The 14,767-nt window shown below is 54.0% G+C and carries 10 protein-coding genes and 2 pseudogenes; 5 read left to right on the top strand and 7 right to left on the bottom strand.

Annotation, left to right across the window (positions count from 1 at the left end; all coding sequences use genetic code 11):
• The first annotated feature begins 78 nt into the window (after positions 1–78).
• Both AC2FGC_RS09710 and AC2FGC_RS09715 read left to right on the top strand, forming a co-directional pair.
• Positions 79–891 (top strand): SDR family oxidoreductase, encoded by an 813-nt coding sequence (locus AC2FGC_RS09710; RefSeq protein ID WP_496724985.1) that lies wholly within the window; start codon positions 79–81, stop codon positions 889–891.
• A 38-nt stretch (positions 892–929) separates the two neighbouring features.
• Entirely contained in the window at positions 930–1,772 is an 843-nt protein-coding gene (locus tag AC2FGC_RS09715; protein WP_496724987.1) for an SDR family NAD(P)-dependent oxidoreductase, read from the top strand.
• Positions 1,773–2,344: 572 nt separating this feature from the next.
• On the opposite strand, the gene AC2FGC_RS09720 is transcribed toward AC2FGC_RS09715, so the two are convergent.
• On the bottom strand, positions 2,345–3,427 hold the full coding sequence (locus AC2FGC_RS09720) for a DUF2652 domain-containing protein (protein ID WP_496782186.1): 1,083 nt from the start codon (positions 3,425–3,427) through the stop codon (positions 2,345–2,347).
• An 878-nt stretch (positions 3,428–4,305) separates the two neighbouring features.
• Between AC2FGC_RS09720 and AC2FGC_RS09725 the strand changes: the two genes are divergently transcribed.
• The gene (locus AC2FGC_RS09725; RefSeq protein ID WP_496724991.1) at positions 4,306–6,333 is read left to right on the top strand and encodes an oxidoreductase; all 2,028 of its coding nucleotides are present in this window, start codon (positions 4,306–4,308) and stop codon (positions 6,331–6,333) included.
• A 219-nt stretch (positions 6,334–6,552) separates the two neighbouring features.
• On the opposite strand, the gene AC2FGC_RS09730 is transcribed toward AC2FGC_RS09725, so the two are convergent.
• On the bottom strand, positions 6,553–6,789 hold the full coding sequence (locus AC2FGC_RS09730; RefSeq protein ID WP_496741198.1) for an ester cyclase: 237 nt from the start codon (positions 6,787–6,789) through the stop codon (positions 6,553–6,555).
• 351 nt (positions 6,790–7,140) lie between these two features.
• Here AC2FGC_RS09730 and AC2FGC_RS09735 point away from each other — a divergent pair.
• A pseudogene (locus AC2FGC_RS09735) lies at positions 7,141–7,254 on the top strand (integrase); the annotation flags it as partial.
• A gap of 553 nt (positions 7,255–7,807) precedes the next feature.
• A complete protein-coding gene (locus tag AC2FGC_RS09740) occupies positions 7,808–8,443 on the top strand; it encodes a glutathione S-transferase (RefSeq protein ID WP_496724995.1) in 636 nt (211 codons plus the stop codon).
• Positions 8,444–8,696: 253 nt separating this feature from the next.
• Here the strand turns inward: AC2FGC_RS09740 and AC2FGC_RS09745 are convergent.
• The 5 genes and pseudogenes from AC2FGC_RS09745 to AC2FGC_RS09765 form a co-directional block, all read right to left on the bottom strand.
• Positions 8,697–8,786 (bottom strand): annotated as a pseudogene (locus tag AC2FGC_RS09745) (IS6 family transposase); the annotation flags it as partial.
• Between the two features lie 99 nt (positions 8,787–8,885).
• Positions 8,886–10,370 carry a SpoVR family protein gene (locus AC2FGC_RS09750; protein WP_496724996.1) on the bottom strand — a complete coding sequence of 495 codons (1,485 nt, stop codon included), beginning with the start codon at positions 10,368–10,370 and terminating at the stop codon, positions 8,886–8,888.
• Entirely contained in the window at positions 10,363–11,685 is a 1,323-nt protein-coding gene (locus AC2FGC_RS09755) for a YeaH/YhbH family protein (RefSeq protein ID WP_496724998.1), read from the bottom strand. Before AC2FGC_RS09755 ends, AC2FGC_RS09750 begins: the two co-directional genes overlap by 8 nt.
• Before the next feature lie 15 nt (positions 11,686–11,700).
• Complete coding sequence (locus AC2FGC_RS09760) at positions 11,701–13,635, bottom strand: PrkA family serine protein kinase (RefSeq protein WP_496725000.1); 1,935 nt, start codon at positions 13,633–13,635, stop codon at positions 11,701–11,703.
• 767 nt (positions 13,636–14,402) lie between these two features.
• Positions 14,403–14,767, bottom strand: a 365-nt coding sequence (locus tag AC2FGC_RS09765) for a RidA family protein (protein WP_496782188.1), incomplete at its 5' end; no start/stop codon positions are given.

Consider the following 14,767-nt stretch of genomic DNA (forward strand, 5'->3'; position numbering starts at 1 on the left):
CAAGAAAACTGGATAATGCTTAAAGACCCATCCGTACCCAATTACTATTATGTGTTTCGTAACTTGCGGAGCAAAAACATGAAAACCATTCTGATCACCGGGGCCTCATCCGGAATTGGCGCGGCAACCGCCCGACATTTCCAAGCGAAGGGTTGGAATGTCGTCGCCACGATGCGCAACCCTGCAGGCAGCACGGATCTTGGGGCTTTGGATAGCGTGCATCTGGCCCAACTGGATGTGACGGATGCGGACTCAATTGCAACGGCCGTGCGAGATGGCATCGAACGGTTTGGACAGATTGATGTTTTGCTGAACAATGCGGGCTATGGCGCATATGGTGCGTTAGAGGCCTTCACAATGGACCGCATCCGGCGTCAGTTCGACACCAACGTGCTCGGGTTGATGGAAGTGACCAAAGCGGTTCTGCCTCATTTCCGCCAGGACCGGTCCGGCACAGTCATCAACATCTCCTCCATCGGCGGACAGATCGCATTTCCACTCGGCGCGCTCTATCATGGCACCAAGTTCGCAGTAGAGGGGCTTTCTGAAGCACTGCACTACGAGTTGGAACCCCTTGGCATTCGGGTCCGTATCGTCCAACCTGGAATGATACGGACTAACTTTGGCGGCAGCTCTTTCGATTTCGCAATGGATGAGAACCTGCCGGACTATGCACCAATGGGCGAAGCCATGAGGCGCCTGTTCGGCAAACTGGCCGCGAACCCTTCAGCACCAGAAACTGTCGCGCAGGTCATTTGGGATGCGGCAACCGAGACCCGAAACCGCCTGCGTTTTCGCGCAGGGCCTGATGCTGAAGAACTGCTTGATGCGCGCAAACAACAGAATGACGAGACGTTCATCGGCGGTCTCAAGCAAAAGATGGCGCCTTGAAGGGCCGTTCAGTCATTCATAGGAAAAGAGGATGATCCATGTACCGCGAAGCTATCGAAAAAGGCGGCTTTGCCGTTGTAACCGGGGCGGCCAGCGGCGTCGGCAAAGCCGCGGCCCAACGATTTATTCAGGACGGTCTAGGGGTTGTGCTGGTCGATTTGGCGGGCGAGGCCTTGGCCAGCGCCGAGGCGGAATTGCGCGATCAAGCTGGGTCGTCCGCAACTGTTCAGGCAGTTCCGACTGATGTCACCGACACCTCTGCTGTGAACACCTTGGTGGATCAGGCTTTTGCGCTGGGTGAGGTGGCTGTCCTGATGAATAATGCCGGTATCGCCGCGCCAACCGGTAGTTGGGAAAACACGGAAAACTGGCGCAAACTACTAGAGGTCAATCTTTTCGGCGTCATGAATGGCGTGCATGCTTTTCTGCCGCGCATGATCGAAGCGGCGCGCCCGGCTGTCGTGATCAACACCGGATCAAAACAGGGCATTACCACACCGCCCGGAAACCCTGCTTATAATACCAGCAAAGCCGCCGTAAAGGTCATGACAGAAATGTTGGCACACGATTTGCGACAGGCTGAAGTGCCTATCACCGCTCATCTGTTTGTGCCGGGATTTACCTATACCAGAATGATTGAGAAGTTCATGCCGGAAAAACCTGCCGCCGCTTGGACCAGCGAAGAGGCAATTGACTATTTGCTGAAGCGCATGTCGGACGGGGATTTCTATATACTTTGCCCGGACAATGATGTGCCCGAAGAGCTCGACCGCAAACGGGTTGAATGGGCCGCGGGTGATATTATCAACAATCGCCCTGCTCTTTCACGATGGCATCCCGACTATGCGGATGCCTTTGCGGCGCATGAGGTCTCAGAATAGTCGAATTAAACAAGAGGTCTAAAAAACACCGAGTGTGCTGGTGGATGGCGAGAGTAAGACTGTTGTGCATCCAAAAGGGTTCACGCCTCAATTTGAAACCTAGCGGAAAAACCGGGTACTGTATCCCAATCTTAGTAATCAGACGTTCGTACGACGCGCTGTCTCAAATACTTTGGACTCACAACCGACCTCAGAGGCAGCGCAGCATCAGTAGTGGCGCGGCGGGTTGGCTCATCTTTGACGGTCCCTAGCGGTCGTTCGACATTAATCACCGTCGCTGCGGTGTGGCCCGTCAAAGGAGACATTCGCTGCGCGAGCGAAACTGGAAAACGGATGGAGGTCCCAAGAGCGCAAAGATGCCACCGTTAAACAGCATTGCGTCAGCGACCGCTTTGCCTAACATTGGCAATGATAAAACCTCGCCTATTCTGTAGCCAACTTTCGAAAATTATGACAGCAACACGTTCCTGATCGCTGGGCGGTTGAAAACCCTGAGCGAGGGATTTTCACAGCGACCGGCTGCCTCACAATGGTGGTTTCGATTAATAGTCGCCCAAGCATCATTCTTATTACTATTGTTTCTCTTGTTGGAACTCCAACGCCATTTCGTCCAGAATACTGAAAGCCACCGGGTAAAAATTCTCAAATAGATCGATTACTGCAGCTTCCTCTGCTGGATGATGTTTGCCGTTGGCGCCAGTCAGCTGCCCCATCCGAAACACGATCTCGGTTCCTTCTTCTACCGGGACCAACTCATAGGTCTCCAGGTTTGTGAGGCCCTCAATGGAAGAATTGTGGAGGATGTCGGTCACGTATTCGAAAGGATGCCAGTCGACGATCAGCATCTGAAAGTGAGCCGCTTCATGCACGCAGTGCAGGCGGACGCCGGCGGATGTTCGCGACGCGTCCCCTTCCCGATAAGCGTCCCTCAACATCATCCAGCGCATCTTGAGCCGGGGGTCCGTCAGCATTTCCCAGGCCACTACCGGTGGTGCCTTCAGTGTGTGCCGGGTTGTGAACACAGCATCCTCATCGGAAACGCGGACCGGCCCGGCAATCTCGCGGTACATTTGCCAGGCGGCTGCAAGGTCATAGACCCGCATGGGCACGTCACCAAAGTGCTCGAACTGAGCGCTGTATTGCATGAGGTCAGACTCGATGCCCATTGCCCGGAACGCGTCTTCCGAGAACAGGGCGTAGCTGAGGACACCAGTATCCTCCTTCACATCTGTCTTCGCCATACGATGCACGAGTATGACGTCAGCACCGGAAATATCCTTCATCGGTCCGATCGACAGTTCTTCATATTTTCCGTGATGCGCGAGGATCTTCAGATCAAGATCGGCTACGTTGCGGCAAGCATTGCAGGGGCAAGTTGTGTTCTGCACGATGTTCCGACGGCGTTCGGCGAACGCCCGATAAAGGCTTTCACATATATTGAGGAAAGTCTCGCCAGAGGGGAAGGGCCCGCTCGAGTAGGCAAGAACGGCGTCGCCTTCGAGACCTCGCAATTTCATTGGGTCCTTTAGTTCAATTACAACCGCCTCAAGCAAAGAACGGATGATTGGGTTGGCGTGCTCCAACTCCGACCGGGTCAGATATCCGGTATAACCGGTAATATCAGCGATTAGCAGGTAACCGGTTTGAACAGACATCCGAGCTTTCCCATTTGCATTACATCCCTTGACCGTAACTTTCACCATAGTGCCGGACAAGCGGGTCTGCCCCGTCCAACATATCAGATAGAGGCTGCTGAAGCCGCAACACCTGCTGTTTGGTGTCGGACGCAGCCCAGAGAACACCACCGGCGCATTTCCATCGCGCCCCTCCGCATGGAACGGGATACGTTTGACGGCGCTGACGAAGACAACGAATATCAATTCGAACTGGACCAGGCGAATGTTTTGGAGCCCTACGAAGGGCGAGACGCGAAGTGTTGTGAGCAGCGGCAAAATTGATTCAACCGAAGTCACCGTATTTGGTGCATAGCCGACATTCGTCGCGCCGCAGCAAATTTTGCGATGCACTGATTTCCAGTAACTGTGGGCGACCCAATTATTTGTACCGCCTGCTGTTCGTAAACGATTTGCGGCATGTTCTCGGAAGTTGCTCAAATGTATCCAGCCTATTGATCGGCCCGCAGGCCGTGGCCTTGTTGGAGTTACGCACGCGCCGTGATCTAGTCACCGGCAAGGTCGATGTAGACCGATTGCACCGTCCGACTCTGGGGGCGTAATTGTTCCGTTCGATACCTTCTTTCATTCGCGAACTCCTTTGGGTCGATCCGGCTAACCGACCTTGATGGATCGAGCGGCAACTGTCGGGCCTCCGTCTCTGCTCAACGAGTTTTCCACATATGAGTCTCGTCGCGGAGTCGTCTTTTCATACAACCATGTCGGAAGCTGCGAATTCTCACACGTTGTATCCCGAATAACATTCCCTCGAGAACGAAGCTCATCAGGCATGGAATTTGACCAGCGGACCCGACCCTGGACAGTTTTCAAACTGAAGATTTGGCCGAAGGGATACGAATGTGGCAAACCTACTTGATCCGTTTCAATTGAAACATCTGGCTTTGCGCAACCGTATCGTAAGCACTTCCCATGCACCGAATTTTGTCGAAGCTGGCCATCCCCGGGACCGTTACAGGTTGTATCACGAGGAAAAGGCAAAGGGCGGAGTCGCCCTGACCATGGTCGGCGGGTCGACCAATATCGCCCCTGATAGCCCATCGGTGTTTGGCCAGCTCTATGCCGGCGATGACAGCATAATACCTTGGTTCCGTAAGCTTACGGATGGCGTTCACGAACATGGTGCCGCGATCATGTGTCAGATCACCCATATGGGGCGCCGCACAGCATGGGATGATGGGCATTGGCTGCCGGTTTTGGCTCCATCCGGTATCCGCGAACGCGCTCACCGCGCCTTTCCCAAAGTGATGGAACAAGAGGATGTCGACCGCATTATTGGCGATTTTGCAGCTGCTGCGCGACGCTGTCAGCAAGGCGGGTTCGACGGAATTGAGCTTCTGTCCCACTCACACCTTCTGGGGCAATTCCTGTCCCCACTTACCAACAAGCGCGACGATGACTATGGCGGGCCGTTGGAGAACCGCATGCAACTAACCTTGCAGGTGCTTGACGCAGTACGTGCTGAAGTCGGCTCCGAGTTCATCCTGTCGATGCGTATCACCGGTGATGAACTAACCGAGGGAGGGCTGAACTCAGAAGATTGCGTTGCCGCCGCCCGGATGTTGGAAGGCTCCGGCCATGTCGATCTGCTCAACATCCTTGCCGGCGCACCTTACGATGATCTTGGCTTGGCCGAATGGGTGTGCCCCATGGGTTTGCCAGCGGCCCCGCATATCACAGTGGCCGGACGCATCCGTGATGCCGTCGATCTACCGATTCTGCACGCCGGAGGGATTGCTGATATTGCCACGGCTCGCCACGCTGTCTCTGGCGGCCATGTCGATCTGGTGGGCATGACCCGCGCACAGATGGCCGACCCCTATCTGGTGGAAAAACTCGCACGCGGGGAAGAAGAGCGCATCCGCCCCTGTGTCGGCTTGGGCTACTGTGTGGACCGGGTCAATCAGGGCAAACCTGCCGTGTGCGGACACAATGCTGCGACGGGGCGTGAGCAGACCTTGCCGCACATCATCACCCCCAGCGACACCCCTAAAAAAGTGGTTATCGTTGGTGGCGGGCCCGGAGGCCTGGAGGCCGCGCGGATTTGTGCCTTGCGTGGCCACGACGTGGCGCTGTTCGAGGCGTCGGATCGCCTGGGCGGGCAGTTGGTTCTGGCCGCCAAGGGTTTGACGCGCAGGCAGGTCTGGGGCGTTGCTGACTGGTTGATTTCTGAAGTGACGGTGCTTGGGGTCAATATCCGCCTGAACACTTTTGCCGAAGCCAATGACGTGCTGTCCGAAACTCCCGATTTGGTGATCATTGCGACAGGTGGCTGGCCTGAAACATTAGCCATCCCCGGCGGAGAACTGGCGATCTCCAGTTGGGAAGTTTTGTCCGGTGAGGCACGTGTCTCAGGTGAGGTGCTGTTATTTGACGAAGTCGGCGATCACCCTGCGGCCGTTACGGCTGACGCGTTGGCTGGTTCCGGTTGTAGCGTAAATCTTGTAACCCCGGACCGGACCCTTCTGCATGACCTCGGCCCAACGACCTCTGCCGTTGCATTGCGCGATCTGGCCGCTAACGGGGTTGCCTTCACCTGTCTGCAAGAGCTTACCTCTCTGACGCGCAAGGGCGACCGAGTTCGCGCCAGCCTGCGGCATGTGTTTACGCGGGATGTCACTGAACGTCTTGTCGATTACGTGGTCGTTGAACATGGACTTTCCCCGATGGCGGAACTCTATCACGAACTCAAACCAATCTCGCGCAACCTTGGGCAGGTGGAACACAAGGCACTCATTGACGGAACGTTTCCATTCGTTGACACCAATCGTAGCGGTCAATTCTATCTGGCGCGCATTGGCGACGCTGTTACAAGCAGAAATATGCACGCCGCAGTTCTCGATGCCTTGCGCATATGTGCTCCGGTCTGAAAGAAACCATGCTCCTCCGCCGATAAAAAATGGGAGCTGACTATAAGTTCTGGCGCAGCGAATGACCGGAAAGTATCCACTTTCATGGGTATCGAGTGGCCCATAACGAACCTTGGCCCTGCCGCTCCTGCGTCACGGTGTGCTCATCGAACAAAACATTCGATGCACGATGTTCCAACGCTTTGGTTTCCAGTTGGCGCAACAAAACTGCCGTCATATCTATGGATCGAGAAACGCTTCTTTCGGGTGGGCATTCAATTGTCTCTTGATTGAATCTATGTCACCCAGAGCCCAAAGGCTCCCGATTTTTATGGTCCCTAAAGTAAAGAACGCTGCCCCGGACCACTCGATCCGCTGCTCTGTTCCGTTAACCCCGAAAAATTTGCCTTGGTGCGTGCCGACGAAGGACATTCGTGCAGCTGCGTTTTCTCCTGCATCGACAATTTTTTTTATGATATTGCATTAAAATCTGAGAGAGCCGCTCGAACTTCCTCCATGTATCGAATGAATTCATCCGACCCCGAGCGCTTAGTGCCGAGGCTCCGACGACAATCGAACTTTTGGGTGTAGGATTTCCCAGGCGCAGCCATTGTCCGCGATGTTCCATATATCGTGATAAAATCTCTTAATAGGATTGGACAGCGTCATGAGGTTTCCCCAACTTTGGTGATTTAATCCAAATACCACGCCGCGAAATCCAGCGCTAAGGGCTCACTACAGACCTTAGCATCTGACGCGCCTTTCATTGGTACATTCCAGCGCCAACGTTGGATTGGCGTTGAGGCGGATAGGAGTAACGCCAAAACAATTGCGAATTTACCTGCCATTCGAGCCTGCCGACCAGCGTGGAACAAGGGCCGCGTCACTGGTCAAAAACGCCCCTTGAAGCCTAAGCACGTCTGGGCAATCCGCGTTCGCCTTTCCCGGAAAGGAGTAGGGCCGATGAAAAAGAACCGTCTCTGATCTGAGGGCTAGGGGTCAGGCTGAAATTAAGAATATTTGGGAGGGAAACGCGCGGGCTGCGTGGGAGGAACCGGGATTTTCGCGATTTCTGCTTGAGCCGCATTGGAGTTAGAAATTTGAGTCGGACAATCGGTGCGGCTTTCACTTCGCGCTTTCCCCAGGATCGGATGCGAGAGATTTTCGACCCCTGACGCCCGGAAAAACAATCACCGTAGACCGCAAGGCGGTCTGCTATCGCAAAGACAAGGGTCGCGGTGCGCGCGCTGTGGCGCGTTGGCCCCCTGCCCTGTCAATTGATCAATGTGAGCCACGCGGATCTCAACACACCCTGGGCATGACGCCGTCAGCGGCTGGATGCGTTGACTTGTTGCCAAGCGAGAAAAATCAATGGATCACCGCAGTTTGTGTCACATGACATCCAAATCACAATTTGATTGCGGTTAAGCAGGAGTACCTGTTGGGAAACAATGGGAGGTTTGACCAAGCTGGTAGTTTGGAGATAAATCCTCATATGGCTCACCACCCTATCTTATGGACGTTCCGTCGTTGCCCATACGCGATAAGGGCTCGCCTCGCATTGGCGAGTTCACGAGTTACAGTCGAGCTGCGCGAAATTGTTCTACGGGACAAACCAGAGGCCTTCTTACAAACATCCCAATCCGGAACAGTGCCCACGCTTCGACTTCCAGACAAAGTTATAGATGAAAGTCTGGAAATCATGGTTTGGGCGCTCCAACAAAATGATCCACAGCGGCTTTTGGACATGCCTCAAGAAGGTTGGGATCTGATTAGGGTAAATGATGGTCCCTTTAAGGCCGCTTTAGATCACACGAAATACGCTACGCGGTATCCGGATTTAGATGCCAAAGAGGAACGCAGGAAAGCGGCAAGCTACTTGCTCAGTCTCGACGAGCGGTTAGTTGGGCAGGCTTGGCTTTTCGGAGATCGCCCCAGCCTAGCCGACCTGGCGCTTCTACCATTTGTGCGCCAGTTTGCGTTTATAGATCGGGCGTGGTTTGACGTGCAGGAGTGGCCGAATATAACAGCATGGCTGGATCAATTCCTGGATAGTGAAGTATTTTCGCTTGTGATGAGAAAATACGCAACTTGGTCAGAAGGCGACGCTCCGATTTGGTTCAACAGCTGAGCCGAACACGTTGTATCACGGCCCAGTGCTGACCTTGGGCACCAAGTTAAAATGATGCAGTCGCAGCCATTCGCTATGAACGCAAACCTGAGAAAAGTGTCAATGAAGAGACCTAAAACAAATTTCCCTTCTACTACATCTGTCTAAATAACCGGTCCTCACCTTTTGCTACCAATTACAAGTCGTCGCCTTTTAACGCTACGACTGTGCCTCAGCCATTCAGATGCTGAGTAGGCCCAGGCTCCAGACCAATCGCTGCGGCGTCGCGCCGTTCGGATAGCATGAAATCAAGGGTTTTCCGATCGCGATCATCCGCCCGATACAGATACATCCAGTAACCCTGACCGTGTCGGGGAACTGTGGGACAATCAAAACCAAAAGTTAGGGGCACAACCAAAGCACTCATGTCCATCCAAGCTCAGAGCTTGCAACACAATCGCTACTAGCTTTCGAACGCCGCGTCGAAACCCCAAATTTGCCGCAGATAACCCAAAGTCATTTCGCTGGTCTTTTTGTCCAGCGGCACACCATCACGCACAGAGTGATGCAGTCTGAGGTGGCGATCCCCCATTAAGTCCACATCAACGATCTGAATATCGGGATCGTATTCCGAAACATCGAAGCCGCGCGCCAGGGTGTCGCGCACTTGGTGATAACCGCGTTCGTCGTGAATCGCGTCGACTGTGTAGAAGGGCTTCCCCTCGTCATCAGTTAGCGAAAACATCCGGAACCGGCGCATGACATTGGGGCTGAGGAACTGCTGAACGAAACTCTCGTCGCGATAGTGGGCCCAGGCATCCTTTAATATTTCGCGCCACGCACGGCTGCCCGCTATGTCCGGAAACCATTCCCGATCCTCATCGGTCGGGTCGGTGCAGATGCGCTTGATATCCTGCATCATCGCGAAACCCAACGCATAAGGGTTGATCCCGATCGCGTTCGGGGCGTCAAAGTCGGGCTGGGACAGAACATTGGTATGGCTGTGCAATATTTCGAGCATCGCGCCATCCGTCAGCAATCCAGCGCGGTGCAACTCGTTGGTAATATAATAGTGGACGAAGCAGGCGCATCCTTCATTCATAACCTTGGTCTGACGTTGCGGGTAGAAATACTGTGCTATGTTGCGAACGATGCGTAGAATTTCGCGTTGCCAGGGCTTCAGAACCGGGCTGTGACGTTCGACGAAATAGAGCAGGTTTTCTTCCGGCAGCCCCATTTCGCGCTTGCGCTTTTCCGCTTCTTCATCGGTTTTCGAAGACTGTGTGGGATGATCGAAGGCGTCCCACAGGTAATGGACCGCCCGCTCTTCTTCGATTTGCCGCTCACGCTGCCGGGTTCTCTCCTCTGCGAGCGATAAGTGGGTTGGGCGCCTGTGCCGGAAAACGCTGGACGGCATAAGCGCATGGGCCGCGTCGAGTAAATGCTCGACCTCGCGTTCCCCGTGCTGTTCTTCGCATTGGGCGATAAATCCGCGCGCATAGTCGAGGTAGTCGAGTATACCTTGCGCATCGCTCCACTGGCGAAACAAGTGATTGTTCTTGAAGAAGTGATTGTGCCCGAAGGCCGCGTGGGCAATCACAAGGACCTGAAGCGCCATCGTGTTGTCTTCAAGGCAGTAGGAAATACATGGATCGGAATTGATCACGATTTCATAGGCAAGGCCATTTGCGCCTTTGCTATAAGCCTTTTCTTCGTGAACAAAACGCTTCCCAAAGGACCAATGCCGATACATGAGCGGCATCCCTGTCGACGAGTAGGCATCCAGCATTTGCTGATACGAGATGATTTCGATTTGGTTCGGATAGACGTCAAGTCCGAGGTCATCAATCGCCACACGCTCGATTGCATCATAGCTGCGCTGGATGGTCTCAAAATCCCAATCCGCGCCGTCAAACAGCGGCGCTCCAGTTTCGGCCCGATCAACCATTGGAAACTCCGTTCGTCTTGCGCGCAAACAGCTCGTGCAGAACCGGGTAGATGTCACTCGCTCGCGCGATCCGTTTCATGGCGAAGTTTGGCCAAGCCTCTGCAACTTGTCGGTACGAACGCCATAGTTCCATGCCGTTTTCTTCGCTGTTCATCAGATCTGCTTCGGTCTCGTCGACAATTTCCGTATAGGCAAAGTATTGGCAGCGCTTCATCAGATCGCTGGTCAACAGGTCGGCGCATAGTTGTGAATCTCCGCTGAAATTCTCACCATCTGATGCTTGCGCGGCATAAATATTCCATAACGAAGGCGGATAGCGGGCTTCGATTATCTTTTTCATTTCGGTGAGCGCGCTGCTCACGACCGTACCGCCAGTTTGGCGCGAGTGAAAAAAGGTGTCTTCATTAACTTCCGCTGCGACCTGGGTGTGGCGGATGAATACAAGTTCGATCTTATCGTAGCGTTGCTTAAGGAAAAGATGCAGCAGGACGAAGAACTGCTTGGCAAGGTTCTTCTCACGCTCCCCCATCGAGGCCGAAACATCCATCAGGCAGAACATCACCGCGTTTGCCGCCGGTTCGGGGCGCATCTCGAAATACTTGTAACGCACATCAAGCGGGTCAATATAGGGAACGATCCGGCGTCGCCGTAGCATCTTGTCGAGCTGCTCACGCAGCAGTTGCCTTTCCGCCTTTCGCGCTGCATCTGGCTTTTCCAGCGCCTCCAGTTCTTCAACCTGTTCTGTAAGAGCCTGGATCTCGGCGTTGGTCGGTCGTCGCATCGCAAGACGTCGGCCAAAAGCATTGCGCATCGTTCGGGAAACACTGAGGTTGGCGGGCGTCCCGGCGGCAGTATAGCCCATGCGATGCGGCTTCGAGACGGTGACCTCTTTGAGACTGCGTTTGACCATGTCAGGCAGTTCGAGATCCTCGAAGAACAGGGAAAGAAACTCGTCCCGCGACAGAACGAACATGAACTCGTCCTCGCCCTCCCCTTCGGGCGCCCCCTCACGTCGCCCCTGCCCGCCCTTGCCGGACGGAGGTTTCTTGAGACGGTCACCCGCCTTAAACTTCTTGTTTCCGGTCAGAACCCTTTGTTTGGAACCGCCTTTGTTGTCATGCTGAAAATGCGGTTCACCGATCCCTTCTGACGGTACCGAGATGTTTTCCTGCTGGCCGACATCCGCGATTTTCCGGCGCCGGACACTTTCTTCAACCGCCTCTTTGACGGCAGAGCGAACCCGGCGCAGAAATCGCCTGCGGTTCCCAAGATTCTTATCTTTGGGGTTTAGCCTTCGGTCGATGAAATGGGCCATTTGAGCATAGACTCCTCATCCTGCCTTGTTGACCCGCATGTACCATTCAACCAAGCGCCTGACCTGTCGGCGCGTATACCCGCGACCGATCATGCGATCGATGAACTCGTTATGCTTGGCTTCAGTTTCCTTATCCCTTTTGGCCCCAAAACTGATGACCGGCAGCAGATCCTGAATCTGACCAAACATGCGCTTTTCGATAACGCGTCTCAGCTTCTCATATTTGCGCCAGTCGGGGTTACGACCGCGATTGTTGGCCCGCGCGCGCAGCACGAATTTGACCACTTCGTTCCGGAAGTCCTTGGGGTTGGAAATTCCGGCCGGTTTTTCGATCTTTTCAAGTTCCTGTTCCAGAACACTACGATTGAGGATCTGGCCTGTATCCGGGTCCTTGAAGTCCTGATCTTCGATCCAGGCGTCAGCAAACGCGATGTATCTGTCGAAAAGGTTCTGACCAAAGTCAGAATAGGATTCCAAGTAGGCTTTTTGGATCTCATTGCCGATGAATTCCGCATAGCGCGACGACAGATCGTCCTTCATGAAAGACAGGTATCGGCTTTCAACCTCATCGGGGAATTGTTCGCGTTTCACCGCCTGTTCAAGAACATAGAGCAGATGAACCGGATCGGCGCCGACTTCTTCGGTGTCATGATTGAAGGTCTCGGACAGCACCTTGAACGCGAAGCGGGTGGATGTGCCCGTCATCCCCTCGTCCACCCCGGCCTCATCCCGATATTCTTGCACTGATCGTGCTTTGGGATCGGTATCCTTCAGTGTTTCACCGTCATAGACGCGGAGCTTGGAAAAAGCCGGTGAGTTTTCGTGTTCCTTCAATCGTGTCAGAACACTGAACTGGCTCAGGATTGACAGCGTTTCCGGTGCACAGGGGGATTCGCCCAGACTGCTTTCCTCAAGCAGCTTCTCGTAAATCCTGGTTTCATCCGAGGCACGTAAGCAGTAGGGGACTTTGACCAGGCTGATCCGGTCCAGGAAGGCCTCGTTGTTCTTATTGTTTTTGAACTGCTGCCATTCCGCTTCGTTCGAATGTGCAACAATAACACCTTGGAAAGGGAAGGCACCGATGTTCTCTGTCCCCGCATACGACCCCTCCTGCGTGGCGGTCAGCAAGGGATGCAATACCTTGATCGGCGCCTTGAACATCTCCACGAATTCCATCAGCCCCTGCGTGGTGCGGTTCAGGGCACCGGAATAGGAATATGCGTCTGGATCGTTCTGGCTGAATTCTTCGAGCTTGCGTATATCGAGCTTCCCAACAAGCGAAGAAATGTCCTGGTTGTTTTCGTCACCCGGTTCAGTCTTCGCCACGCAAATCTGGCGCAGTTTGGACGGATAAAGTTTGACAACCGAAAATTTGGAAATATCGCCGTCGAATTCCTGTAAACGCTTGATGGCCCAAGGCGAAATCAACCCGTTCAAAAGCCGTTTGGGAATGTTGTATTTGTTCTCCAGCAGATCCCCCATTCGCTCGCGGTCAAAAAGACCAAGCGGCGATTCAAAGATTGGGCTGATCTCGTCACCTGCCCGCAGCACATAGATCGGCTGCCGCTCCATCAGGTTTTTGAGAATTTCGGCAAGCGTTGACTTGCCCCCGCCGACCGGCCCCAGCAGATAGAGGATTTGCTTGCGTTCCTCGAGACCCTGGCTGGCATGGCGGAAAAAGCCAACGATGCGTTCGATGGTTTCCTCGACGCCATATATGTCCTGGAAGGGTTTGTATCGCTTGATTGTCCGGTTAAGAAATATGCGACTGAGCCGAGCCTCTTGACTGGTATCGATAAGCTCTGGCTCGCCAATCGCGGCGACCATCCGTTCGGCGGCGGTAGCCCGCATCGTAGGGTCTTCTCGACATTCCAGCAAATAGTCCTGCAATGTCATTTCGATGAGCTTTGTCCGCCCATACCCTTCTGCAAACTGCTCGAAAATCTCCATTTTTAAAGTTCCTCTAGGTTTCGTACTCCTTCGTCCCAGCGCGCTAAGTTCATCCTAGTCTACCACAAATATGATCCGTAATTGTCTAATTTCTAATCACAATTTGTTTCCCGGCCGACGTTCTGTTGAAATTTTTTCTGATTAAAGCCTGCGAAACCCGTTGCCGCGCTGCTATTTGCAGTCGTAGCCTTTGTCTTTAGAACGCCGAATGACCGGTTGAGCATTGGCATCCGAAGGCGAGTGAAGTCTATCGTATCCTCAGCAAATTGGTTCGCACCCTCAAAACAAGCTTCTCAACTGGAGCCCGTTCGCAGGGCTTAGTTGCAAACTTTTCACGATTGACGCTCACTTCTCTTTCGGCTGGTTGGTTGCCAATCCGGCCACAGAAACAAGTTTTTTTCAATCGGCTTTGCATGCTACACTGCGCCGCCAAAACCGAACGAACCTCCAAAGACCCATGCCTTGAGGCGTCCCAAGTTTGGCCGACAGTGCACGAAATCGCGCCATAAGCGCATCCATCGGGGCAGGGTCATCAAAACACATAAACTCAGGAACCAATCATTGCGGCAGGCTGTGCAATCCACGGTGAAATTGCGAAGCCCGCTTTCTGCGCAATGCCGGCAACGGATCAGCGAGCAGCGCAAATGCCATAGAGCGCCCGTCAAACCAGACTTTCTCCGTAAGCGCAAAATCTGGAGGTGGTCGACTAACAGTCTGCTGACAAGGCGGCCGCTTGAGAGATGACAACAAGGAGCGCCTGATCTCACCTATGCCGCTGCGGTTGCTTCAATCTCAAACAGCAATCCGGGGATAGTGAGGCGTGTGACACCCAGCAAAGTCATGGGCGGGGCGACCCGATGCGGGCCAAAGCGCGTCCCCAGCAGATCGAAATTCTTCAATGCCTCATCCACATCAGTAGCAAAGACGCCCAACTTGATGACATTGCTCAGATCCATGCCGGCGCCTTTGATTACGGCTTCCAGATTGTCCAGGGCCAAGGCGATCTGCGCGCGCATATCGTTAGGGTGCTGGGGCGCGCCGTTCTCGTCAACAGCTGTCTGCCCGGCGCAAATGACCTGATGTGTCATGCCCTTGGTCACCTCGGCCTGATTGTAGCCCAGCTTGAGCGACC

The sequence above is a fragment of the Ruegeria sp. CDSC054 genome (assembly GCF_059610645.1).

What these genes read in the sequence shown, in the direction of transcription:
- AC2FGC_RS09710 (WP_496724985.1), top strand. Translation starts at nt 79, where the DNA reads ATGAAAACCATTCTGATCACCGGGGCCTCATCCGGAATTGGCGCGGCA.
- AC2FGC_RS09715 (WP_496724987.1), top strand. Translation starts at nt 930, where the DNA reads ATGTACCGCGAAGCTATCGAAAAAGGCGGCTTTGCCGTTGTAACCGGG.
- AC2FGC_RS09720 (WP_496782186.1), bottom strand. Translation starts at nt 3,427, where the DNA reads ATGTCTGTTCAAACCGGTTACCTGCTAATCGCTGATATTACCGGTTAT.
- AC2FGC_RS09740 (WP_496724995.1), top strand. Translation starts at nt 7,808, where the DNA reads ATGGCTCACCACCCTATCTTATGGACGTTCCGTCGTTGCCCATACGCG.
- AC2FGC_RS09750 (WP_496724996.1), bottom strand. Translation starts at nt 10,370, where the DNA reads ATGGTTGATCGGGCCGAAACTGGAGCGCCGCTGTTTGACGGCGCGGAT.
- AC2FGC_RS09755 (WP_496724998.1), bottom strand. Translation starts at nt 11,685, where the DNA reads ATGGCCCATTTCATCGACCGAAGGCTAAACCCCAAAGATAAGAATCTT.
- AC2FGC_RS09760 (WP_496725000.1), bottom strand. Translation starts at nt 13,635, where the DNA reads ATGGAGATTTTCGAGCAGTTTGCAGAAGGGTATGGGCGGACAAAGCTC.